A 23,617-nucleotide genomic window follows, 5' to 3' on the forward strand; every position below is an offset into this window, starting at 1 on the left:
CTTTCCGCCCTTACTGCCGAGCAGCTAGACTTCCGATCGTCGTCCGCCTGAAGGTCCGCTTCCGTGAGATGCTGCGCGCGCCATGCGGCAGCGCCGCAAGTCCGCTCTCGCCCTCTTTGCACCTGACTTCGCAAATGCGGCGTAAATCGTGAAAGTTGGCTAACGGCAGCCTAGATCGGCGTCTCTGAACTTGGAAGTCCCGTCTCCGCCGCGCGCCTCCGTGACCGTCCGGTTCGGGAAAGCTGCACCTTACCTTAGCGAGAGGCGAGCTCGCCAATGGCAGCTGAGCGGCCGTTCGTGTTGGGCAGATGCCCAGATCTGTTTCAGGGGCAAGGTTCGTTGCCAGCGCTCAACGGCTACTTTGAGGTTCCGGCGCGCATGGCTCCGGGGTAGGGGAGAGTTATTGCTCAAGGTGATGGTATCGCCGCCCAATACCTGCGCGGCCAAGTCATCAAGTCCGCGCGCTCCGAGCTATCAATCTGGGCGATCCCCCTCAACCTCGTCCACTGCCCGCGTGGCCAGCCACTCTGTCATAACCCTGCGCACCACTTCCGGCCGGGAAGGTAGATCTTCCTCGGCCCGCCTATAGTCGTCGATCGCCTTGAGCATCTGACGATCCATTCTGATGGTGACCGGTTCGGTATCCAGTTTCGGACGTCCCATCTTAGCCATGTCGAATCTCCTTCAAGAAACTACTTGACTAAATGACATCATATTAATAAATTGTCAAGTGCGATGGGGGCTCTGACCTCCCCATCACACTCTAACCACAACCGATCATCAGGAGATCGTTCATGGCTGACACCCGCATTACCACGCGCTTTGGCGCGGATGAACCCGAGTACTTCCGTCATTCGCCCGTTTCAGGCCACTTCTCGCACTTGCTCGCCGCCCTAGCCGCTGCGATCGAAGCTGAGCGCGATATCGAGGACGGTCTCTGGTCCGATCCCGGCTTCGATCACTGGCTGCGGCAGGCGGAACTTGGGTGGGAGCGTGCCAGCGGTCTCTGCCGCGCCATCATCGACGTGCCGGCTACTCGCTGTAGCGACGTTCCACTTCAGCGTTTTGCGCGCCACCTTCACTGGACGCTCGGCTGCGAGACCGCTGCTGAACTCCGGACAGCGCGCCAAATCGTTGCAGGTCATCCGGACCTCTTTTCCTGGAGCGGGAATGGCCCGGAGGAGCGGCGCGTCGCGCAGATGCTCGCGCGCGGTCGGCAGCAGTTCCACGAGGTCTGCATGCTCGACATGCTGAACCCGGTTGAAGCCGTGGCCTCCCCGGAGGCTTGCTCCGAATACGAGCCCTTCGCCGCCTGACCTGAACAAACATCGTCCTAGCACCATGACGCCTTGTCCCGGAACGGGACAGGGCTCGAACAACCGTGCCCGCGTTCTCAGCCGACATATTCTCGGAGGTCCAGTAATGGCTCATCCCGCACATACTTCGCTCAAACCCGCCACTGTTCACCCGCATATCTACATCGGCGCGTCCCGGAATAAGCTGTACCTGCCGCGTGGCTCCCGGAAGCTCTCCCCAGAGGGCTGGTCCCGCACCTATTCCGGACCGATCAAGACGGAATGGAACGCAATTGCCCAGTGCAAAGGCTTCGATCTGGTGCGCCGGATCAGGGACAAGTCCCACGTTGTCTTGCGATGCCGCACCTGCGGCGCCTTGACGGCGCAGAAGCTCTTCACCCTTCGCTCCTCTCAACCAGCTTGCGCGGGCTGCAGGCATCGCACCATCGTGGCGATGGCGCATAAGGCTGGCTTGGAATTCCAGAGCTATGACCCGGACTATCATAAAATCGGCATCTACCTCGCGGTGTGCGGCCACACCGTGCGCCGTCAGTTCGGACAAATCGAACGTATCGCAAACGGCCATTGCAAGCTGCGCTGTGAGACCTGTCATTCCGGAAAAGAAACCGAAGAAGCAGCTGACCGTGGGTGGCAGCTACTGGGGAGCGATCCGGCGGGCAACCCGAACTACCGGATCTATCGGCACGGCTGTGGGCACAGGCAACGAGTTGCCCGCGCGAACATGCAAAGCGGTCGCTTTCAATGCACGGCTTGCGGGGAGGGCTGGGCCACAGCGCCAAGCAACATCTATGCCATTCGTCTGGAGCTTCCGACTGGAATGAAGGTCGTGAAGCTCGGCTTCTCGCGTGACCCAAAGTCGCGGCTGCGTCACCAGCTCCTGCTTCAACCCGGAATCCAGGCAGAGCTTCTCCGGGTCGTTCCGCAGCCGACCGGCCACGCCGCACTGTGTCAGGAGAAGGCCCTCCATCGTGCGCTGAGGAAGTCTTATCCGGACGCGATCATTCCATACAGCCATTTTCGGGTCTGGTTGTCGGTCAAGATCGAGATCTACGGGATCGAGATCGAGCCGCTCATTCTGAAGCGCCTGGACGAAATCCGGAAAGTGTAGCCGCCCTGGCGCAGCCTTTTTCCGGAACAGTCCTGTCTGGGCCCGGAACCGCCACGGCGGCCCAGCCCGCTTTCCCGAAAGCGAAACCCGCACGCCACAGTGTGCGGTACGCACCGGCCCGCGCCGTGATCCCAACATCCCGGACAGCGCCAACTCTTCTCCCCTGAACCTTCCCACGCCCCATTCCGGATCACGCCCCAAAGCCGGGCGCCATGATCCGAACAGTACGGAGCTGCCAATGACCCAACCTTCTTCCCAATTTCCCCTTCCAAAGAAAAATGGCGCGAAGCGTCCTCAGTGGTGGGCCTTCGCCCAGGACTGCATCGCGCGCTTGCGCGCAACCTAAGCTGACATCGTCGATCTCGAACGGCGCGCAACGGATGGTGACGGAGCCGCTGTCGACACTCTCATGGAGTATGAAGGCGGCGACAGCCCGAAGCCGCCTTCGCGCCGCGCGGCCTCCGGAATGCAATCCGCCGCCTTGGCCTTGGGGCGCGCCACCCGTGCGCGACATCTGCCACCAGAGGAGTGGGACGCGATCGCGGCAGACGACGGCGATCCCTTTGCAACCGCTGCGGACGGCAGCACCTGTCCCGCAACCCCGCTTCACCACCGCGACGTGATCCTGCTGGCGCGCCTCGCCGCAACCTTCCGGGATCCGGAGAGCTTGAAGGCGAGCCTTCGCCCCGGAGCGATGACGGTCGTGGTCGGCCTCGAACCCACCCTCTCCCTCGGAAAGTTGCTGACTGCCGCGATGTTGCCGGAGGGCTGGTCGACCCAGAGCCGGGCGCCACGGGCCGCGCCGCACCCGGTGCTACAGCTGCCTGACCGAGCGATCATGGAAAAGGAACTGGAGCGCCTGCTTCACCATCCGGCGCCAATCCTGCTGCCGGTCGCGAAGCAGGAGCACCTGCCAGCTCTAGTAGGCTCCGGCGAGACCGGCGCCCGCGTTCTGGTTCTGGAAAACTTGAATGCCGATATCCTGCTCTTTGGCCTGAGTGTCAGCCACAGCGCGACCGGACGGATCGATGAAAAATGCGTGCGGGCGATGTTGCCCGACGACGAGAGCCTGGCCAGTTTGGACGCGGGACACCTGGCTATGGCGTGCCGCGCGTTGACAGCCCGAGAAGTGGCGGAACGGATCATCGATGATGACCAAGACGGCGCCCCCCGCCGAGGTCGCGCGCGCGCCCTCCGGCCCGGCCATCATCGACGGCACCACGCCCGCACACCAGGCTGTCCGGAACATCGTGGCGGACCTTGCGGCTTGCCAGGCTGGCGATCTGAACTGGAGCGAGATGTCACGCTCGCTCCTCGTTCATGGCGCTCCGGGGACGGGCAAGACCTACCTTGCCCGACAGCTGTCCGAGGCCGCTGGTGTCGCAGTGGTCGAGGGCAGCTTTGCCGACTGGCAAGCTGCCGGACACCTCGGTCACATGCTTGCCGCGATGATCAAGTGCTTCGACGAGGCGATCGCGAAAGTGCCCTGCGTGCTGTTTGTTGATGAAATCCACGCGGCCGGCTCGCGATTTGGCAGCGATCAGCACGGTATGAGCTACCGCACGCAAGTGGTGAACGGCTTCCTCCAGCAAATCGACCGACTGGCCCGCACCCCGGGCTTGATCCTGATCGGGGCCTGCAACCAGGTCAGCAGACTGGACCCTGCCATCACGCGACCCGGCCGTTTTGACCAGATCCTGAGGATGCCATTTCCATCGATCGCGGACATCAAGCGGATCCTGGCCAAAGGACTGGCGAATACGCTGCCCGAAAGCGAGATCGACATCCTCGCCCGCGCCGCCGTCGGCAAAACCCCCGCCGAACTCGACGCCGCATTGCGTGCCGCTGCGGCCGACGCGCGGCGGCAACGGCTGTCGATGTCATCCGACCTGCTGCGCCGGCACCTCGGGATCGATCAGCCCAATCCGGAACTGCTCCGCCGTATCGCCGTCCACGAAGCCGGCCACGCGCTTGCCGCCGAACTGCTGGTACGGGGATCAGTAGTGAAACTCAGCCTCTCTGACCGCGACGGTCGGATCGAACGCCGTTCGACCTTCGTCGAGCTGACGGTCCAGGAGATCGAAAACGAGCTGCTGATCCTGATGGCCGGTCGCGCGGCCGAGAGGCTGGTGCTTGGCACGATCTCGGGCGGCGCAGGTGGCGATGGGGATAGCGATCTTGCTCTTGCGACTGGGCTAGTCCTGCAAATGGACCGAGAACTCGGTATCGGCCGCAACGGCGACGGCTGGTTGGGCCCAGCCGACATGCACAGGCTCACCGAGGAGGAGAAGCAGAGGGTGCGGGCGAAGCTGGGACGGGCGGAACGCAAGGCATATGCGCTGCTCGGATCGAGAAAAGACACTCTTGTGAACATCTCGAACGACTTGGTGCTGCGGCGCGAAATGAATGCCTCGGCCCTGGCCCAGTGGGTTGGCGGAACGCCGTTCGAGCTCGTGTCTCCTACGCCGGAGGACACGGCATGACAGGCCGGGATGGGAGGCCCTTTATGTGCCCGTAATCCTCCGGCGCGACGAAGATCAATGTAACTCCGCAAATATCTCTTTGGGAAAAACTTTGCCAAACTCAAGCGCCTGAAGGCAGCGGGGGCAGGATTGTCATCTCGCCCCCGTGGAGAGGGAATTCCCTGCAATTTCAGGCCGTAATCCACATGTTTCCAAGCAGTTTCCAAAGATGACCTGTCCCGTCAGGCGCTGAACCTCGACTAAACTTCAAAGACGTCTTCACGCAAGACAACCGCCGGAACGGGAGCGAACACTTGTCCAAACGCACGCCCCTTCTGGCTGTCAAGGAAACCACAGCAGCACGGATGCTGGACATGCGCATGAGCGAGTTCAGGAACCTCGTCCAGATTGGCGCGCTTCCTCAGCCGATCAATCTCGCCGGGCAGGTACTGCGGTGGCGGGTCTGCGAGCTGGAAGCCATCCTGAGCGGCGCCGTTCCCGACGAAGGCTTCGAAACATGAAGAAGCTGGAACTTCCCTACCTAGACACCATCACCGTGAAGGGGCGTACCTACCACTACTTCCGGAAAGGCAAGACAAGGGTTCGACTCAAGGCGGCGCCCGGCAGCGAAGCCTTCTTTCGGGAGTACTGGCATCTCCGTCGCGGGCAACCCTCTGCCGCGTGCCGGACAAACTGGGACCGGCTAATTTCCAGCTACTACCAGAGCGCGAAGTACAGGCGCCTTAGCAAGGGTAGCGCTGCTAACTACAGAAGGCATTGCGAAGCGATTCGTGAGAAGAACGGTGCGAAAGACGTCCGCTCTTTTCGTCGGAAACATGCCATGGAGGCGCGCGATGCCCTGCAGGATACCTGGTCGAAGGCCAATGAACGCGTGGCCGTCCTCTCGATCCTCATGCGCCACGCCGTTGATCTCGAATGGATCGACCGCAATCCGGTCGTGGACGTCGAGAAACTGACGGGGGGCGAATATAAGCCATGGCCCGAGGACAGGCTGAAAGCCTTCGAGGCAGCGTGCGAGAAATCCAGCGTGGAGCGCATTGTTTATGAATTGGCGATCGGCACAGGTCAGCGGCTTGGAGACTGCATCTCGATGAAATGGGACGACTTTGATGGCGAGTTCATGCAAGTCGTTCAGGAGAAAACCTCAACCAAAATCCAAGTGTACTGTCCCACGCGCCTTCAGCGCTTCTTGGAAACCGTTCCCCGTAGCGGGGCCCACATTCTTGCGAAGAACCGCACACAGCATATGGGCAAACGTCAGGTGCAGAAAAAGGTTGAGGCTATCCGCGAAGCCATCGGCGTCCTGTCGGGGACGAGCCGTCTCGTGCCACACGGGTGGCGGTACACCGCCGCGACACAGCTGGCCGACGCGGGGGTCGACATGCGGGACATCCAGGCCGTGACCGGCCACAAGACGCTCTCGATGGTTCAGAAATATACCGCCCAGGCGAACCAGAAAGCAGCTTCCAGAAGGGCGCAGACGGCACGCGAACAGAGCAGAAACGAAACAGGAAAGTGCTAACGAAGTGCTAAACACGTCCGTCCAACCACGAGAAACCGGTGTGGATCTCAATAGTTTCTGTTGAAAATCAGTATGGTGCGGACGGGGGGACTCGAACCCCCACACCTTGCGGCGCCAGAACCTAAATCTGGTGCGTCTACCAATTCCGCCACGTCCGCCGGGCCGGGGGACGATGCGCGTCCCCGCGAAGACGCATCTCCTCTAAGCGCGGCGGCCGGTGCTGTCCAGCGCCAGGAGATGTCGATGACCTCAACCAATCCTTCAGACCTATGCTTCATTCAGACTTGAGACCCGAGCTTGTCCGAAGGAGCGTTCGCCGTGCTGATGTCCACCAGACCTGACTTCTCGCACGAACGGGCCACGCGACCCGATCAGGCGGATGCCGGCTCAGGCATCGGGATCGCTGCCGGAACGAAGCTCTTCACGCTCCAGGGGATCGTCCCGGTCGAGCGGGTCAGGGCGGGGGACCGGATCGTCAGTCGGCGGGCCGGCGCTACGCGTGTCGCGCACGTCATCGTCGAGCGCTCGCAAGGGCCGCTCCTGTGGATCGCCGCCGGCGCCCTCGGCCGCGGGAAACCGGAGGAAGAGATCCTCCTGCCGCCGTCGCAGAACGTGCTCCTGAGGGACGGCGGCGATACGAGCCTCGTTCCCGCCCATTCGCTGGTCGGACGGGAAGGGATAGGATGGCACATGCCGGAGCGGCCGATCCGCCTCGTCACGCTCGTCTTCGACGTTCCACAGGTCCTCTACGCCGGCGGTCTGGAGCTCGAAAGCGGGGTCGAGACCATGCGTGCCGCGTGAGGGTGCGACCGCTTATGCGGAGGCTTCGGCGGGTCCCGAGTTGTCGATATCGAGCGGAACACGGTTCTCGTGCCTGGGAAGGGTGGTGCTCAATGCTCGGAGTGACGCTGACCAGCGCGTCGCGGGGTTCGCGGCCGACCCAGGGTACCTCGGACGGTGCGTTCCCCGCCGTTTCCGCCGGCAGGCTTGCCGAGATGAGCGTCCTCGCCAGCGCAGAACGCGGCCTGCGTGCCCTCGGTCCACGTAGTGCGAATCGCCCTCGTCGTTTCGGTCGTGCCGATCGTCTTGGGGAGCGATCGAAATTCGGCCCTTCGGGCGGGGAAGGGCTCGGACCGACGCTCTGGCGCCGACAAACTTCGGTCATGAGCGCCCGTGCGCCGATCATCGCGAAAAATTGCGTCGAATTGTCGCAACACTGCCCGCCCCCGCCACGCGGGCCACTTGCCCAAACCATGAAGCGAGCGTCTTGATGACAGTACATCCACGTCGAACCCGGGCAACACCGGACGGCATACTTTCGAGGCAGAGCATGGCAAGCATAGATCAACAGCGGGCAAGTGAGCCCCAGTCGCATTCCGGTGCGTCCCGCAACATCCAGCAGATGCAGGGCGCCAGCGTTCAGCAGGCACCGCGCCTGACCAATCCGCCCCCGGCGGAGCAGGCCACCCTTTTCTCCGACTGGGCCAGCATCTGACGGTACTGCGCGAACGGCGCCACTGGATCGGCGCCGGAGGTTGCGGTTAGGCTCTTTGTGTCCCGTGGTGACGACAGGAGCGCCCGATGTCCGATGCCAGCGCCGATCCCGAGGCCGACGCACCGCAGCTTGGCATCGCCGATGCCGAGCGGCTCCTGGTCATGGGGCGGCGGGGCGCGGCCAATGCGGCTGCGGAACGGATCCTCAGCGAGGGGCGCGTCTCCGCGCAGGAGGCGGGGCGCCTCTACGAGTTGACCGAGCGGCTCGGCGACGCGGAGCGGGCCGAGGAGGTCCGCCGCGCGCTCGTCGCCGGGATGGACACGGCGCTCGAGGCGAATTTCGATCACCCCGTCGTCTGCCATGTCTGCGGCTATACGCTCTATCTCCTGCGCGAGAAGGAGCGCGGGATCGCCGCGCTGACGCGCTCGATGTCCCTCGCGCCGAAGAACTTCGACGCTGCCCGCACGCTTCTCGGCGCCCTCCTTCTCGACGGGCGGGATGAGGAGACGATGGCGATCTGGCTTCCGTATCTCAGCGAGCTGGGACGAGATGGCGGTGTGCCGAAGGAGGACCTGCGGGGCCTCTGGATCAACCTGATCGCCGGGCTGTGCCATTTCGGATACGAGGCGCAGGCCGCGGAGGCCGTGCGGCAGGCCGGGCGCCTGCTGCCGGAGGGGCAGGCGGACGGGCTGGAGAGTTACCTCGCCGATGCGGGCGCTGAGCCGGCGTCCCCGGACCAGATGACCGAGATGTTCGACCGGTTCGCCGAGATCTACGACCGCAATCTCGAGGAGCTTGGAAATAACGGCCCGCTTTTCGTGGCTCGTGCGCTCGAGGAGATCGGCGTGCCGCGGGACGGGGCGCTGGCGATCCTCGATGCCGGCTGCGGGACGGGGCTCTGCGCGCCCTTCCTGCGGCCGCGGGCGCGCCTTCTTCACGGCTGCGACCTGTCGCCGGGGATGCTGGCGAAGGCCGAAGCGCGGGGTGGCTTCGATGCGCTGACGCGGACCGACCTCGCGGATCCCGCGTCCTATCCCGAAGGGGCTTGGGACGTGGTCGTGGCGGCGGACGTGCTCACGTATTTCGGGGAGCTGCCGGGCGTCCTTCGCAATCTCGCGGCCGATCTCGTACCGGGCGGCTGGCTCGTCTTCACCGTCGAGGACGGTGGCGCGGAGGTCCTCGAGTGGCAGAGGTATTCCTCGGGGCGCTGCCGCCATGCGCGGGGGTATGTCGAGGCGTCCCTGTCCGAGGCCGGGTTCCGGGCGCCGGAGGTTACGTTCACCGAGATCCTGCGCCGAGAGTTCGGCGCGCCGATCCTCGGGACATGCTACGCGGCGCGCAAGCGGCATTAGCGGCGGGAGGGCGGGGCGATCAGTCGAGACGCCCGGCCACCCTTCGACACGAAAAAGGGCGGCGCCCGATAGGCACCGCCCCAAATTCAGGCCAGCGGCCGTCGCCGGTTCAGCCAACCAGCTCGAGGCCGGAGAAGTAGTAGGCGATCTCTTCGGCCGCGGTCTCCGGGGCGTCGGATCCGTGCACGGAGTTCTCGCCGACGGACTGGGCGAACTCGGCCCGGATCGTGCCTTCGGCGGCGTCGGCGGGGTTCGTCGCGCCCATGACTTCACGGTTCTTGGCGATCGCGTTCTCGCCCTCGAGGACCTGCACGACGACCGGCGCCGAGGCCATGAATTCACACAGCTCGTCGTAGAACGGACGCTCGGCATGGACCTTGTAGAACTCGCCGGCTTGCGCCTTCGTCAGCAGGATGCGCTTCTGGGCGACGATGCGGAGGCCCGCCTCTTCGAACTTGGCGTTGATCTTGCCGGTCAGGTTCCGGGAGGTGGCGTCGGGTTTGATGATCGACAGGGTGCGTTCGGTGGCCATTGGAATGCCTTTCGGTTGAGGGGCAGGGGGGCCGTCTGTCGGCTCCCGTCAGGATTTGCGCCGGCGCCGTATCATGGGGCCGGGCGAGGGGGAAGCACTCGCGCGTTCCGGCGCCCTTTACGGCGGTGGGCAATTCGGGCAACCAGCATGCCATGCTGAAACTCGTCGATCTCGCCATCTCCGTCGCCGGCCGCTCTCTTCTCGAGGACGCCAGCGTCACCATTCCATCCGGCCACAAGGTGGGCCTCGTCGGGCGCAACGGCACCGGCAAGACGACGCTGTTCCGCGCGATCCGCGGAGAGCTTCCGCTCGACGGGGGGCATGTCGAGATGCCCGAGGGCGCGAAGATCGGCGGCGTGGCGCAGGAGGTGCCGTCCTCGGAGACGACGCTGCTCGACACGGTCCTGTCCGCCGATACCGAGCGGGCCGCCCTGATGGCGGAGGCGGAAACGACGACGGACGCCGCGCGCATCGCCGAGGTCCATACGCGGCTCGCCGATATCGATGCGTGGTCCGCGGAAGGGCGGGCAAGCGCGATCCTGAAGGGTCTGGGGTTCACCGAGGCGGAGCAGCACCGGCCCTGTTCGGCCTTCTCTGGGGGCTGGCGGATGCGGGTGGCGCTGGCGGGCGTCCTCTTCGCCTCGCCGGATATCCTGCTCCTCGACGAGCCGACGAACTATCTCGACCTCGAGGGCGCCCTCTGGCTCGAGAGCTACCTCGCGAAATATCCCCATACCGTGATCGTCATCAGCCACGATCGCGGTCTTCTGAACCGGGCGGTGGGTGCGATCCTTCACCTCGAGGACCGCACGCTGACGCTCTGGCAGGGCGGCTATGACCAGTTCGCCCGGCAGCGGGCCGAGCGGCGCGCGGTGCAGGCGGCAATGGCCCGCAAGCAGGATGCGCGGCGGGCGCATCTTCAAGGCTTCGTCGACCGCTTCCGCGCGCAGGCGAGCAAGGCGCGGCAGGCGCAGAGCCGCGTCAAGATGCTGGAGAAGATGGAGCGGATCACGGCGCCCGAAGATGCCGCGCGCACCGTGTTCACCTTCCCGGCCCCGGAGGAACTGTCGCCGCCCATCGTCGCGACCGAGAGCGCGTCCGTCGGCTATGGCGATCGTGCGGTTCTCTCGAAGCTGGACCTCCGGATCGACCAGGATGACCGTATCGCGCTTCTGGGGCGAAACGGCGAGGGCAAGTCGACCCTGTCGAAGCTGCTTGCCGCGCGGCTGGACAAGATGGGCGGGCGGATCACCACTGCGTCCAAGCTTCGCGTCGGCTTCTTCGCGCAGCACCAGGTCGAGGAATTGCGGGTGGACGAGACCCCGCTCCAGCACCTTCTGCGCGAGCGGCCGGGCGAAGCGCCGCCGAAGCTCAGGGCCCGGCTCGCGGGCTTCGGGCTCGGCGCCGATCAGGCGGAGACGGAGGTGGCGCGGCTCTCTGGCGGCCAGAAGGCACGTTTGTCGCTGCTCCTGGCGACGCTCGACGCGCCGCACATGCTGATCCTCGACGAGCCGACCAACCACCTCGACATCGAGAGCCGCGAGGCGCTGGTGGAGGCGCTGACGGAATATTCGGGCGCCGTGATCCTCGTCAGCCACGACATGCACCTTCTCAGCCTCGTCGCGGACCGTCTGTGGCTCGTCGCGGACGGACGGGTGAAGCCGTATGACGGCGATCTTGAGGACTATCGCAAGATGCTGCTCGGCGAGGGGGGCAAGGCTGCCGAGGAGAAGCCCGCCAAGCCCGCCCCCGCGAAGAAGCGCGTGAGCCAGGCCGTCCTGCAGGATCTGAAGGCCGACGTGAAGAAGTCCGAGGCGAGGATGGCGAAGCTCGCCGAGATGCGGGACGAGCTCGCCCGCCGCCTCGGAAAGCCGGAGGTCTACGAGGATCACATGGCGTCGAAGCGCGAGGTCTGGCAGACGAAATACGGCGAGGTGATGGACGCGCTCGACAAGGCCGAGTCTCTCTGGCTTGCCGCCGCCGAAAAGCTGGAGCGGGCCGAGCGCGCGGCGTGAGGTGAAACAGGGACCGGGGCAGGGCGCGGCCCTGATCCGGGGATGGGCCCGAGAGGGGTCGCCGCGTCGCCTCATCGATGGTTACATCAGACATGACCGATCTGACCTTCTTCATCTCCGCCTTCGTCACGCTCTTCGTGGTCATCGATCCGATCGGCATGGCGCCGCTCTTCGTGGCGCTGACGCACGGCCAGAGCGCGGCGCGGCGGCGGGCGATAGCTGTTCGGGCCTGCGGTCTCGCCTTCCTGATCCTCGCGCTTTTCGGCGTGGCGGGGGAAGCGGTGCTGGGCTTCGTCGGCATCACCATGCCCGCCTTCCGGATCGCCGGCGGCCTGCTGCTGTTCCTGACCGCGCTCGAGATGCTGTTTGAGCGGCGCACCAAGCGCCGAGCGTCGAGCGCCGAGGAAGCGACGGAGGAGGCGTTCGACGACGCGGAGGAGCCGGACCCGTCGGTCTTCCCGCTCGCGGTGCCGCTGATCGCGGGGCCTGGAGCGATCGCCTCGATGATCCTCCTGACGGGCCGTGCGCCGGGCAGTATCGACGTGATCGGCATTCACGTCGTCATGGCGCTCGTGATCAGCCTCGTGCTCGGCATGTTCATGATTTCGGGCGCCATCGAACGGGGGCTCGGGGTGACCGGCGTATCGGTGGTCACGCGGGTCCTCGGAATGCTGCTCGCGGCGCTGTCCGTGCAGTTCGTCCTCGACGGTCTCGCAGGCGCCGGGGTCTTCGGCTGACGCGGGCGTGATCCGCCGAAAGGCGGGGACCCGCGTGAAACCGCCGCGGCCCCGCCCTATATGCGCAGGATCATCTCACGGAGCCTCGCATGAGCGGCGACCAGATCGCGTCCTTTGTCTACCTCGGCCTTCTCGGCACTGTCATCGCCGGGTATTTCTTCCTCTCCCATCGAGGACGGATGGGGCAGGGCCTCCGGCAACTGGGCCTCTGGGCGCTGATCTTCATCGGCGTGATCGCGGGGTACGGCCTCTGGGGGGACATCCAGGGCACCGTTCTGCCGCGGCAGGCGGTCATGGCCGAGGATGGCCGGATCGAGATCCCGCTCGGGCCCGACGGGCATTACCATCTGCTGGCGGAGGTGAACGGCGAGCCGATCCGCTTCGTCGTCGACACCGGCGCGTCTGACATCGTGCTCGGCGGCGAGGATGCCGCGCGCGCCGGCGTCGAGACGGACGATCTCGGCTTCTCGGGGGTGGCGCAGACCGCGAATGGCCGGGTGCGGACCGCGCGGGTATGGCTCGACAGTTTCTCCATCGGCGGGCTCGTGGACGAGGACGTGCCGGCGGTGGTCACCGATGGCGAGATGCCCGGCTCGCTCCTCGGCATGCGCTACCTCAACACCTTCGGCAGCGTCGAGTTCGGCGGCGGAGAGATGGTGCTGACCCGCTGAGGCGACGACGTGCGGCTTGCGACTTGCAGATGGCGGCGGCGGGGCTAGGGTCCCGGCACCGATCCTCCCCAGCCGCAGGTAGCGCTTGCCCATGTCCGATCCCGTTCTTCTCATCGCCGCAAAAACTGCTGCGCGGTTCCGCGATGCTCTCGGCGCGTCCCTCGATGGGTTCGACGTGCGATTGGCCGAAGACGAGGAAACCGCGATTCGGGAGGGGGCGGAGGCCGAGATCATGGTCGCACCGCCGGGCCAGGTGACGGGCAAGTTGATCGAGGCGATGCCGAAGCTGAAATGGATCCAGTCCCTGTCCGCGGGCGTGGAAGGCATCCTCGGGATCGATGCGTTGCCGGAAGACTTGCCGGTCACGACGCTCTCGGGAGCCCATGGTCCGCAGATGTCGGAACTGATCCTGTGGATGGCGATCGGCCTCTTGCGGGACATGCCGGCCTTCGCGCGCAACCAGGCCGAGGGAAAATGGGAACAGAGACCGGTGCCGCCGCTCGTCGGACGGACGATGTGCATCTACGGGCTCGGCAGCATCGCGGAGGCGCTCATCGCGCGCGCCGCTCCTTTCGGATTGCGCATCACCGGGATTTCCGACGGACGGACCGAGATGGAGGGCGTGGACCGGATCTGGACGCGGGACGGCTTGTCCGAGGCCGCGGCGGATGCGGATTTCCTCGTCGTGCTGTCGCCGCTCACGGAGGCGACGAAGGCAAGCGTGAATGCCGAGGTGCTGACCGCGCTGGGTTCGGAGGGCTATCTCATCAACCTTGGTCGAGGGCCGGTGGTCGACGAGACCGCCCTGATCGAGGCCCTGAAGGACGGGACGATCGCCGGGGCGGGGCTCGACGTGTTCGAGACGGAGCCGCTGCCCGAGGAGTCGCCACTCTGGGCGATGAAGAACGTGATCCTGACGCCGCATGTCGGCGGCATGTCCGACATCTACGCCGAGCAGGCGGCCGGCATCGTCGGGCCGAACCTCGAGGCCTGGGTCCGGGGCGGGGCGGAGGCGCTGAGGAACCGCGCGCGGTAAGGCGCGAGGCTCCCCGGATCACATCATGCGGTGGCCGAGGTCGAACATGATCCAGAGGCTGCCGCCCACCATGATCGCGATCAGGACCGCCGCGAAGAGCAGGAGCTGCAGATCCTCCCGCTGGGAGCCCTTGAAGTCGAGGTGGAGGAAGGCGCGCAGGTGGATCGCCGCCTGCACGAGCCCGGCGAGGCCGATGGCGACGAGGGCGAGCGCTCCGTCCAGCCAGCCGAACTTCGCGATGCCGAAGGCCGCCAGCGTGAGCGCGAGGGAAGCAGCGTAGCCCGCCAGATGGATGGCGTGGATGCGCTTCATGAGACGAGCGACCCGGGCAGGTAGATCACGGTGAAGATCGCGATCCAGACCACGTCCAGCATGTGCCAGTAGAGCGAGAAGCGAACGAGGCGCGAGCGGATCGCGGGGCAGAATCCGTAGATCCAGAACTGCGCGATCAGGATCAGGCCCCAGACCACGCCGATCGCGACATGGAGCCCGTGCGTGCCGATGGCGAGCCAGTAGCCCGAGAGGAAACCGTTCACCTGCGGGATGTGCCCCTTGCCGATCAGTCCCGCGATCTCGGCGCCCTCGAGCGCAAGGAATCCCGCGCCGAGGGCGAGGGAGAGGAATGTCCAGCCATAGACGCCGCGCGCCCGGTCCTCGCGAAGGGCGACGCTCGCGAATGTCAGCGTCAGGGTCGATGTCAGAAGGAGCAGGGTTTCCGGAAAGGCGTAGGCCAGCTCGATGACCTCGGCAGGGCCGGGGGCGCCCGTGTTGCCCCTCAGAAGGACGGCATAGGTCGCGAGGAGAAGCGCGAACACGACGAGGTCGCTCATCAGGAAGATCCAGAAGCCGAAGACCGCCCGCTCGGTGGCATGGGCGGTTTCGGCGTCCGGATGCTCGAGCGGAATGCCGGCATGGGGGCGGACGCCCTGAGCGTCCGTCGTGGTGTCCGTCATGCCCGGTCCTCCCTCTCGCGACGTTCCCTGGCGAGATAGCCCTCGGTTCCGCGGGCATGACGCATGGGTGCGCCGCTGCCGATATCGCCATCCGCATGGGCCAGGATCGTGCGGCGGTGCGCCATGTCGGCCTGGTAGAGGGTCTCGGCAGGGATCTGGCGGTGCAGGCTGAACCGCATGGACCGCCAGAGGACCAGAAGGACGATCGCGCCGGCCGAGATCCAGACCAGCCACCACATCCACCAGATTGCCGCGAAGGCGAAAAGGAAGGCGAAGATGCCGATGAGGGGCGCGGTCGCGGCATTGGCCGGTATCTCGATGTCGCGGTAGGCGGTGCGGTCTGGAACGGGGTAGGCCTCGTCGTTCAGCTTGCGCTCCCCGAACTCGTCCCGGCCGGTGACGACCGGTCGGACGCCGAAGTTCCATTCAGGGGGCGGGGACGGGGCGAGCCATTCCAGCGTCCGCCCGTCCCACGCATCGCCGGTGATGTCCCTCAGGCGCTCGCGGTCCCGGATAGAGACGTAGAGCATGATCGCCTGGCAGATCAGCCCGCAGCCGACGAGGCCCGCTCCGGCCCAGGCCGCGATGAGCCAGGGCTGCCATTCGGGATGCAGGTACGTCGCCATCCGGCGGGACATGCCGAAGAGGCCGAGAACGTAGAGCGGCATGAAGGCGAGGTAGAAGCCGCTGATCCAGAACCAGAACCCGCGGCGGCCCCATGTCTCGTCCAGCCGGAAGCCGAAGGCCTTGGGAAACCAGAAGGTCGCGCCCGCCATCATCCCGAACAGGGAGCCGGGGATGACCATGTTGTGGAAATGGGCGACGAGGAAGGTCGAGTTGTGGACGACGTAGTCAAAGGGCGGGATCGCCATCAGAACGCCGGTGACGCCTCCGACCACGAAGGTGACGATGAAGCCGACCGCGTAGAGCATCGGCACGTCGAAGCGCAGCCGCCCGTGGCGCATGGTCAGAAGCCAGTCATAGACCTTCACCCCGGTCGGCACGGCGATGACCATCGTGGCGATGCCGAAGACGGCGTTGACATTGGCCGATGCGCCCATGGTGAAGAAGTGGTGCAGCCAGACGGTGAAGGAGAGCACCGCGATCGCCATCGTCGCCCAGACGAGCGAGGTGTAGCCGAACAGCTTCTTGGAGCTGAACGTGCCGATGACCTCGGAATAGACGCCGAAGGCCGGCAGGATGAGGATGTAGACCTCGGGATGCCCCCACATCCAGAAGAGGTTCACGTACTGCATCATGTTGCCGCCATCGGCTTGCGTGAAGAAATGGAAGCCGAAGGTCCGGTCGAGCCAGAGCATCACCGTGGCGACGGTCAGGGCGGGGAAGGCGAAGATCATCAGAAGCGCGGTGCAGAGCGACGTCCAGCAGAACAGCGGCATCCACATCAGGTGATCGAGGCCGGTGGTACGCTCCTTCCATATGGTGGCGACGATATTGATGCCGGAGAGGGTCGACCCCGCGCCGCCGAGGGTCAGCGCCCAGATCCAGTAATCGGGCCCGACGCCCGGATTGACGGCGGCGCCGGTGAAATTGGGATAGCCGGTCCAACCACCGGTCGAGAACTTGCCGATGACGAGGCTCGCCATAACGAGACCGGCGCCGCCGATCGTCAGCATGAGGGCGATGGAGTTCATCCATGGGAACGTCATGTCCCGCGCGCCGATCTGCAGCGGCATGGCGAAGTTGATGAGCCCGGTCATGAAGGGCATCAGCACGAAGAAGATCATGATCGTCCCGTGCGTGGAGAAGAGCTGCGCGAAATGCTCGGCGCCGACCGGCCCGACATCGCCGGCGCCAGCGCCCAGGGCCTGCTGCGTGCGCATGAGAGCCGCCTCGATGAAGGCGCGCGCAAGCATGATCTCCGCAAGGACGACGTACATGATCCCGATCTTCTTGTGATCGAGGCTCGTCAGCCACTCAGACCAGAGCCAGCGCCAGCGGCGCGTGACGGTCAGAAGGACGATGGTGGCGATCGCGGCGAGAATGACCACCGACGCGGCGATGGCCGGGATCACCCCGTAGAAGGGGGACGCGTCCCAGCTCAATCGTCCGAGCACAACCGGCCTCGATCCTGGTCCATATACTGCATCATGATCGCCTTGAAGAGGCCGTCCTCGGGAGCGGAGTAGCGGCGGGGCTCGCTTGTCGCCTCTTCGGTCGCAAGAAGGCAATAGGCGGCACGGTCCAGGGGCCGGGCGCGGCGCGCGGTCTCGGCCCAGGCGGCAAAGTCCTCGAGGGAGGTGACGGGCACGCGGAACTCCTGATCCGCAAAGCCCTCTCCGCTGTACTGGGTGTTTCGCCCCCACATCAGGGCAGGGGCCTCCGCGACCACGTTGAGCTCGGTCCGCATTCCCGCCATCGCCATGATCTGGCCGGCGAGGCCGGGGACGATGAGGGAATTGATGACGGTGTCGGAGGTCAGGGCGATCTCCGCGTTGGTGCCGGCCGGCAGGGCGAGCTCGTTGACGGTGGCGATGCCGAGATCGGGATAGATGAAGAGCCATTTCCAGTCGAGCGCGACGGCTTGGATGCGCAGGCTGTCACCGGGGGCGACCTGCGCATACGGGTCCAGCTGGTGGGTCCGTGTCCAGACGATGGTGCCGATGGCGATGACGATCAGGGCGGGCACTGCCCAGATGACGAGATCCGTCTTGAGATCGAAATCCTCCTCGGGACGATAGGTCTGACCCGCCGTGCTGCGGTAGCGCAGGACGACGAATGCCGCGAGGAGCCAGACCGGCAGGACGACGATTGCCATGAGCCCGAGCGCCGTCAGAAGGATGCCCAGCTGAGCCTCCGCGACGGGCCCGTTCGGGCTGAGGGCACCCGCCGCTTCGGCCAGGCCGGGAAGCCAGATGGCGGCAAGCGCGGCAACGGTACATCTTGGCGGCATTGCGGGAAATTCGCGTCTGGAGCTCGGGTCAGGCCTCGATACGGACGGCGACCCCCTTGTACGCTGGAGTTTTCGACAATTCGTCATGATAGTCCAGCGGGATCAGCCCGTTGACCTCCGGATAATAGGCGCCGATGCAATGCAGCGGCAGGTCGTAGGGCACGACCTCGAGCCCGCCCACGCTGCGCTCGAGGCCGTCATCGTGGTCGGTGTGCAAAGTGACGCGCTGGCCTGCAACGAGGCCGGCCTTCTCGATCTCCTCGGGCGCCATCAGGACCACGTCCCTCTTGCCCTCGATCCCGCGCAGGCGGTCCGAGAAGCCGTAGATCGTGGTGTTGAACTGATCGTTGGAGCGCAGGGTGATGAGGGTGAATTCCGCCTCGCCCGGCGCATGCCCGAGCGCGCTCAGCGCGTCGTCCGGAGTGGTGAACTCGGCCTTGCCGCTCTCCGTCTTCCATTTCAGATCGCGCACCGGGTTACCGCGGTAGAAGCCCCCCGCCTCGAACATGCGCGCGTTGAAGTCGTGGAACTCGTCCGGGTAGGTTTCGGCGATCAGGTCACGGATCAGGGCGTAGTCGCCGGTCCAGTCGTCCCAGCGGACCTTCGGATTGGGCGCCAGCGTCGCCTTGGCGATGCCGGCGACGATGGCGACCTCGGATTTCAGCGTCTCCGCCGCAGGGGTGCGGCGCCCGCGGGAGCCATGGACGTGGGAGAGGCTGTCCTCCATCGTCACGGCCTGCGGGCCGGTCGCCTGCACGTCTTCCTCGGCGCGCACGAGGCACGGCAGAAGCCATGTGTTCGGGCAGGCGAGAAGGTGGGACCGGTTGAGCTTGGTGGCGATCTGGACGTTGACGTCGAGACGGGTCCAGCTTTCCTCCGCGCGGTCGGTGTCCGGAATGGCGCGGGCGAAGTTGCCGCCGAGCGAGACGAAGGCCTTCACGCTGCCGTCCAGAACGCCCTCGACAACCTCGACGGTCGTCCGGCCCGTCTCCATCGGCGGCTCGAAGTCGAACATCCGCGCGATTGTCTCCATCGGGACAAGCTCCGGCTTTTCGCTGATGCCGACGGTGCGCTGGCCCTGCACGTTGGAATGCCCGCGCACCGGGCTGATCCCGGCGCCCTTGCGGCCCATGTTGCCGCGCAGAAGGAGGAGGTTCACCAGCATGCCGATGCTCTGAGAGCCATGGACGTGCTGGGTGAGGCCCATGCCGTAGATGCCGATCACGTTCCGCGAGGCCACGTAGATGTCGCCGACCTGTTCGAGGGCCGCGCGAGAGAGGCCCGAGACGCGCTCGATGAGCGACCAGTCGGCGGCGCGCATGGCCGCTTCGAAGCTCTCGAAGTCATGGGTGTGCTCGGCGATGAAGGCACGGTCGAGCACGTCGCCGCGCTCGTCTTCCCGCTCGAGGACGCGCTTGATGATGCCGGCGATAGCGCCGATATCCCCGCCGGGACGGACCTGGAGGTAGTGCTCAGAGATCTCGGTGGGGCTGCCGGCCGTCATCTGCCACGGATTTTGCGGATCGGCGAACTCGACGAGGCCGGTTTCGCGCACCGGGTTGAAGGTCACGACGCGGCAGCCGCGGTCCACGGCGTCCTTCAGCGGGTGCAGGAAGCGCGGGCTGTTGGTGCCGGTGTTCTGGCCGAAGAACAGGATCATGTCGCAGTGTTCGAAATCCTCGAGCACGCAGGTCCCGACCGGCGAGCCGATCACCTTCTTCAGGCCGACGCTCGTCGTCTCGTGGCACATGTTCGAGCTGTCGGGCAGGTTGTTGTGGCCGTAGAGCCGAGCGAAGAGGGCGTAGAGGTAGGACGTCTCGAGCGAGGCGCGGCCCGATGCGTAGAAGACGGCGGATGCGGGGTCGAGGCGGCGGAGACGCTCGCCAATCCCGGCGAACGCTTCGTCCCAGGACACCGGGACGTACTTGTCCGAGGTGGCATCGTAGCGCATCGGGTGGGTGAGCCGCCCCTCGATCTCCAGCTCGTAATCGGGGCGGGCGCGCAGTTCCGTCAGCGTGTGGCTGGCGAAGAAGTCCGGCCCGGCGCGCCGCGTCGTCAGATCCCAGATCGTCGCCTTGGCGCCGTTCTCGCAGAACTCGAAGGCGTGCGGTTGTGCCGGCTTCGTCCAAGCGCAGGAGGTGCACATGTGCCCGCCGGGCTTGTTCTGGCGGCGGAGCGTGTCGGCGAAGGCGGGGTCCGGCTTCGCGGCGCGGGCGATCTCCTTGATGCCGCGCATGCTCCCCCAGCCGCCCGCTGCGCCATCGTAGTGAACGGTATCGTCGCGTTGCCGGTCTTCGCGCGTGTCGGACATGTGGGAGGGCTCCAATCTGGTGGATATCCACGCGGAACGGTACCGTCTTCGGGGAACCTCCGCCGATCCACAACCAAGGGACCGGGGGGCAGTTCCGAGATAAATGCAGGGCGTCGCCCCGACTGCGCCCCGACCTCGCCTTGGTGGCCTGCCGCGGCCTCGCGGGCGTTGACGCCAAGGGGCGAGGTGCTACACCGGCGACCTGCCAATCCGGGATGGGACCGATGAACCTCTACGCCGATATCCGCACGCTCGTCATCGCCGAGCTCGACACGCTCGTCCGGGAGGGAGTCTTGCCCGATGGCTTGGATTTCGGCGCCGTCGCGGTGGAGCCGCCGCGCGATGTCGCGCATGGCGACATGGCGACGAATGCCGCGATGGTGCTCGCAAAGCCCGCGGGCCTCAAGCCGCGGGACATCGCCGAGGCGCTGGCGCCGAAGCTTCTCGCCGATCCCCGGATCGAGACCGCCGACATCGCCGGACCGGGCTTTCTCAACCTGCGCCTCGCGGCCTCCTCCTGGGCGGAGCTGACCCGCGCGATCCTGGAGGCGGGCCTGGATTACGGCAAGTCGGACATGGGCAGCGGCACGAAGGTCAACATCGAGTTCGTCTCCGCCAATCCCACCGGGCCGATGCATGTGGGCCATGCGCGGGGCGCCGTCTTCGGCGACGCGCTGGCGGGTCTGCTGGATTATGCCGGCTACGAGGTCACGCGGGAATACTACATCAACGACGGCGGCGCGCAGGTCGATGTGCTCGCCCGCTCGGTATACCTTCGGTATCTCGAGGCGCACGGGCAGGAGGTCGCCTTCGAGGAGGGGACCTATCCCGGCGACTACCTCGTTCCCGTGGGCGAAGCGCTCCGGGACGAGGTCGGCGACGCTTTCGTCGGCACGCCCGAACATTTCTGGCTCGAGAAGGTCCGCGAATTCGCGACCGCCGCCATGATGGAGCGGATCCGGTCGGACCTCGCCTCCCTCGGCGTGTCGTTCGATCACTTCTTCTCGGAGAAGTCGCTCTACGGCACCGGCAAGATCGAGACCGCGATCGACTGGCTGAGCGGCAAGGGTCTGATCTACGACGGCGTCCTCGAGCCGCCGAAGGGCAAGGTGCCCGAGGACTGGGAGCCGCGGGAGCAGACGCTCTTCCGCTCTACCGAGCACGGTGACGACGTGGACCGGCCGATCCGCAAGTCCGATGGCTCGTGGACCTATTTCGCGCCGGACATCGCCTATCACTATGACAAGATCGAGCGCGGCTACGATCAGCTCGTCGACGTGCTCGGCGCCGATCACGGTGGCTACGTCAAGCGGATGAAGGCGGCCGTCTCGGCATTGTCCGAAGGGCGTGTGCCGCTCGACGTGAAGCTGATCCAGCTCGTGCGGCTCATCAAGGACGGCAAGGACTTCAAGATGTCCAAGCGGTCCGGGACGTTCGTCGGCCTGCGCGACGTGGTCGAGCAGGTCGGGCCGGACGTCGCGCGGTTCGTGATGCTGACGCGGAAGAACGACGCGCCCCTCGAATTCGACTTCGACAAGGTGATGGAGCAGTCCAAGGACAACGCCGTCTTCTACGTCCAGTATGCCCATGCGCGGATCTGTTCGGTGCTGCGCAAGGCGGAGGAGGCGGGGATCGAGGGGCTCGGAGACGGGTCGCTCGCGGCCGCGGATTTGTCCGTCAACGCCCATCCCGCCGAGGCGGCGCTCGCGGCGAAGCTCGGCGAATGGCCGCGCATCGTGGAGATCGCCGCACGGACCCACGAGCCTCACAGGATCGCCTTCTATCTCTATGATCTCGCGGGACAATTCCATGCGCTCTGGAATCGCGGCAACGAGGATCATTCGCTGCGGTTCCTGCAGGAGGGTGACCCCGATACAACACGCGCGAAAATTGCCCTCGCGCGCGCCAATGCGGTTGTGATCGCGAACGGTCTGGGTATCCTTGGCGTGACCCCGGCAGACGAGATGCGCTGACGCGAACTGGCGCGCCGGTCGGGGCTCTAGAGCAGGTATCGAAGGCCGGGCCGGCAGCCGCCTCTTCAGAAGGCAGATCCGGTCTCGGTCCGAAAGGGATAGAGGCAAAGCATGACGTATCACACGAGCGCCGGGCATCCGGGCGATCACGGCTACGAGACGGACAACACTGCCGCCTACGCCGCGGCCGAACCGTCGCGCGGTGCGATGGCGGTGCATGTCACCGGCGCAATCGCCTCGCTGGCGCTGGTCGCGGGCCTCGGCCTCTGGGGGTACAAGCAGGTGATGCGGGACGTGACCGGCGTTCCCGTCGTCCGTGCCATCGAAGGGCCGATGCGCTCCGCGCCCGAGGATCCGGGCGGGCTCATCGCCTCGCATGAGGGGCTCTCCGTCAATCGTGTGCAGGCCGAGGGGAACACCGCCCAGTCCTCCGACCGCGTGACGCTTGCGCCGCAGCCGGTGGATCTCGCGCCCGAGGATCTGCCGGGCGGGAGCCTTGCCGCCTCCGGGGCAGAGGGCGCCGGATCCAGCCAGATCGTCAACGCGTCCCTCAACATCGGCGGCGCGCCGAAGCCCGAGCCGCTCCAGCTTGCCTCCCTCGGGACGGAGGGGGCCGAGAAGATCGCCGAGCCGCTGATGCGGGGCCTGACGCTGGACGACATGGGCGGGCAGCCGGCGAAGACCGACGAGGAGCGCCTTGCCGCGGAGTCGATGGACCTGCCCGCCGAAGGCGAGGAAGAGGCGGGATTCATGGCCGCGACGGATACCGACATGGCCGTTCTCGCCGCGCTGGCGGGGGAGGGCGTTTCCGTCTCTCCGCGTCCGGCGAAGCGCCCCTCGGTGCGCATCGCGTCGAACTCCCCGACCGCCATCGCCGATGCCGTCGCCAGCGCGCAGGACACCTCCGCCCCGGCGATCGCCGATCCCGCGACGGTCGCGCCGGGCACCCGCCTCGTGCAGCTCGGGGCATTCCCCTCCGAGGAGGAGGCGCGTTCGGCCTGGGCCGATGCGACGGCCCGGTTCGGCGCGCTCTTCAGCGACAAGCAGCAGCTCATTCGCCAAGCCGAGGCGGGCGGCCGCCCCTTCTGGCGCCTGCGTGCCGTCGGCTTCGAGAACCTCGCGGATGCGCGCCGGTTCTGCGCCGCACTGGTGGCCGAGCAGGCCGAGTGCATCCCCGTCGTCGCCCGATGATGGCGGGC

The 23,617-nt window shown here is 66.0% G+C and carries 22 protein-coding genes and 1 tRNA gene; 14 read left to right on the forward strand and 9 right to left on the reverse strand.

The window, feature by feature from the left end:
- Positions 1–474: 474 nt before the first annotated feature.
- Complete coding sequence (locus RM543_RS12840) at positions 475–672, reverse strand: ribbon-helix-helix protein, CopG family (protein ID WP_311692259.1); 198 nt, start codon at positions 670–672, stop codon at positions 475–477.
- A 122-nt stretch (positions 673–794) separates the two neighbouring features.
- Here RM543_RS12840 and RM543_RS12845 point away from each other — a divergent pair, with 122 nt between their 5' ends.
- Both RM543_RS12845 and RM543_RS12850 read left to right on the forward strand, forming a co-directional pair.
- Entirely contained in the window at positions 795–1,316 is a 522-nt protein-coding gene (locus RM543_RS12845) for a hypothetical protein (RefSeq protein WP_311692261.1), read from the forward strand.
- A 106-nt stretch (positions 1,317–1,422) separates the two neighbouring features.
- Positions 1,423–2,424, forward strand: coding sequence for a GIY-YIG nuclease family protein (locus RM543_RS12850; protein WP_311692263.1), 1,002 nt, complete (start codon positions 1,423–1,425; stop codon positions 2,422–2,424).
- A gap of 919 nt (positions 2,425–3,343) precedes the next feature.
- Here RM543_RS12850 and RM543_RS12855 read toward each other — a convergent pair.
- Positions 3,344–3,583 carry a hypothetical protein gene (locus tag RM543_RS12855; RefSeq protein ID WP_311692265.1) on the reverse strand — a complete coding sequence of 80 codons (240 nt, stop codon included), beginning with the start codon at positions 3,581–3,583 and terminating at the stop codon, positions 3,344–3,346.
- On the opposite strand from RM543_RS12855, the gene RM543_RS12860 reads away from it, so the two are divergent.
- The 3 genes from RM543_RS12860 (at position 3,573) to RM543_RS12870 (ending at position 6,429) form a co-directional block, all read left to right on the forward strand.
- Positions 3,573–4,907, forward strand: coding sequence for an AAA family ATPase (locus RM543_RS12860; protein ID WP_311692267.1), 1,335 nt, complete (start codon positions 3,573–3,575; stop codon positions 4,905–4,907). The genes RM543_RS12855 and RM543_RS12860 overlap by 11 nt on opposite strands.
- A 293-nt stretch (positions 4,908–5,200) precedes the next feature.
- Complete coding sequence (locus tag RM543_RS12865; protein ID WP_311692269.1) at positions 5,201–5,407, forward strand: hypothetical protein; 207 nt, start codon at positions 5,201–5,203, stop codon at positions 5,405–5,407.
- The gene (locus tag RM543_RS12870) at positions 5,404–6,429 is read left to right on the forward strand and encodes a site-specific integrase (protein ID WP_311692271.1); all 1,026 of its coding nucleotides are present in this window, start codon (positions 5,404–5,406) and stop codon (positions 6,427–6,429) included. The genes RM543_RS12865 and RM543_RS12870 overlap by 4 nt, the downstream gene beginning before the upstream one ends.
- Before the next feature lie 73 nt (positions 6,430–6,502).
- Here the strand turns inward: RM543_RS12870 and RM543_RS12875 are convergent.
- Positions 6,503–6,587 (reverse strand) — tRNA-Leu (locus tag RM543_RS12875).
- 166 nt (positions 6,588–6,753) lie between these two features.
- On the opposite strand from RM543_RS12875, the gene RM543_RS12880 reads away from it, so the two are divergent.
- The 3 genes from RM543_RS12880 to RM543_RS12890 all read left to right on the forward strand — a co-directional run bounded on the left by RM543_RS12880 (position 6,754) and on the right by RM543_RS12890 (position 9,276).
- Complete coding sequence (locus tag RM543_RS12880; RefSeq protein WP_311692273.1) at positions 6,754–7,230, forward strand: Hint domain-containing protein; 477 nt, start codon at positions 6,754–6,756, stop codon at positions 7,228–7,230.
- A gap of 529 nt (positions 7,231–7,759) precedes the next feature.
- Positions 7,760–7,924: a hypothetical protein gene (locus tag RM543_RS12885; protein WP_311692275.1), complete on the forward strand. Its 165-nt coding sequence runs from the start codon at positions 7,760–7,762 to the stop codon at positions 7,922–7,924.
- An 86-nt stretch (positions 7,925–8,010) separates the two neighbouring features.
- Positions 8,011–9,276 carry a methyltransferase gene (locus RM543_RS12890; protein WP_311692277.1) on the forward strand — a complete coding sequence of 422 codons (1,266 nt, stop codon included), beginning with the start codon at positions 8,011–8,013 and terminating at the stop codon, positions 9,274–9,276.
- A 109-nt stretch (positions 9,277–9,385) separates the two neighbouring features.
- Here RM543_RS12890 and ndk read toward each other — a convergent pair whose 3' ends face one another.
- Complete coding sequence (gene ndk / locus RM543_RS12895; RefSeq protein ID WP_116084160.1) at positions 9,386–9,808, reverse strand: nucleoside-diphosphate kinase; 423 nt, start codon at positions 9,806–9,808, stop codon at positions 9,386–9,388.
- Between the two features lie 152 nt (positions 9,809–9,960).
- Between ndk and RM543_RS12900 the strand changes: the two genes are divergently transcribed.
- From RM543_RS12900 to RM543_RS12915, 4 genes are all read left to right on the forward strand, one after another.
- Positions 9,961–11,823, forward strand: a complete 1,863-nt coding sequence (locus RM543_RS12900) for an ABC-F family ATP-binding cassette domain-containing protein (RefSeq protein ID WP_311692280.1) — start codon at positions 9,961–9,963, stop codon at positions 11,821–11,823.
- Between the two features lie 92 nt (positions 11,824–11,915).
- Entirely contained in the window at positions 11,916–12,560 is a 645-nt protein-coding gene (locus RM543_RS12905) for a MarC family protein (RefSeq protein WP_311692282.1), read from the forward strand.
- Positions 12,561–12,649: 89 nt separating this feature from the next.
- Complete coding sequence (locus RM543_RS12910) at positions 12,650–13,231, forward strand: retropepsin-like aspartic protease family protein (RefSeq protein ID WP_311692284.1); 582 nt, start codon at positions 12,650–12,652, stop codon at positions 13,229–13,231.
- A 91-nt stretch (positions 13,232–13,322) separates the two neighbouring features.
- Positions 13,323–14,267 (forward strand): D-2-hydroxyacid dehydrogenase, encoded by a 945-nt coding sequence (locus RM543_RS12915; RefSeq protein ID WP_311692286.1) that lies wholly within the window; start codon positions 13,323–13,325, stop codon positions 14,265–14,267.
- Between the two features lie 18 nt (positions 14,268–14,285).
- Here RM543_RS12915 and RM543_RS12920 read toward each other — a convergent pair whose 3' ends face one another.
- From RM543_RS12920 to RM543_RS12940, 5 genes are read right to left on the reverse strand one after another with little or no spacing between them, the layout of a single operon-like run.
- Positions 14,286–14,579 carry a cytochrome o ubiquinol oxidase subunit IV gene (locus RM543_RS12920; protein ID WP_311692288.1) on the reverse strand — a complete coding sequence of 98 codons (294 nt, stop codon included), beginning with the start codon at positions 14,577–14,579 and terminating at the stop codon, positions 14,286–14,288.
- Complete coding sequence (locus RM543_RS12925; RefSeq protein ID WP_311692290.1) at positions 14,576–15,220, reverse strand: cytochrome c oxidase subunit 3; 645 nt, start codon at positions 15,218–15,220, stop codon at positions 14,576–14,578. Before RM543_RS12925 ends, RM543_RS12920 begins: the two co-directional genes overlap by 4 nt.
- A complete protein-coding gene (locus RM543_RS12930; RefSeq protein ID WP_311692292.1) occupies positions 15,217–17,286 on the reverse strand; it encodes a cbb3-type cytochrome c oxidase subunit I in 2,070 nt (689 codons plus the stop codon). Before RM543_RS12930 ends, RM543_RS12925 begins: the two co-directional genes overlap by 4 nt.
- Entirely contained in the window at positions 17,283–18,134 is an 852-nt protein-coding gene (locus RM543_RS12935) for a COX aromatic rich motif-containing protein (RefSeq protein WP_311692293.1), read from the reverse strand. The genes RM543_RS12930 and RM543_RS12935 overlap by 4 nt, the downstream gene beginning before the upstream one ends.
- A 28-nt stretch (positions 18,135–18,162) precedes the next feature.
- Positions 18,163–20,445 carry an FdhF/YdeP family oxidoreductase gene (locus RM543_RS12940; protein ID WP_311692295.1) on the reverse strand — a complete coding sequence of 761 codons (2,283 nt, stop codon included), beginning with the start codon at positions 20,443–20,445 and terminating at the stop codon, positions 18,163–18,165.
- A 224-nt stretch (positions 20,446–20,669) separates the two neighbouring features.
- Between RM543_RS12940 and argS the strand changes: the two genes are divergently transcribed.
- Together argS and RM543_RS12950 are read left to right on the forward strand one after the other, a co-directional pair.
- Positions 20,670–22,418: an arginine--tRNA ligase gene (gene argS / locus RM543_RS12945; RefSeq protein WP_311692297.1), complete on the forward strand. Its 1,749-nt coding sequence runs from the start codon at positions 20,670–20,672 to the stop codon at positions 22,416–22,418.
- Between the two features lie 111 nt (positions 22,419–22,529).
- Positions 22,530–23,609: an SPOR domain-containing protein gene (locus RM543_RS12950; RefSeq protein WP_311692299.1), complete on the forward strand. Its 1,080-nt coding sequence runs from the start codon at positions 22,530–22,532 to the stop codon at positions 23,607–23,609.
- The last annotated feature ends 8 nt before the right edge of the window (positions 23,610–23,617 follow it).

Source organism: Tropicimonas omnivorans, from assembly GCF_031846565.1.
Lineage (GTDB): Bacteria > Pseudomonadota > Alphaproteobacteria > Rhodobacterales > Rhodobacteraceae > Tropicimonas_B > Tropicimonas_B omnivorans.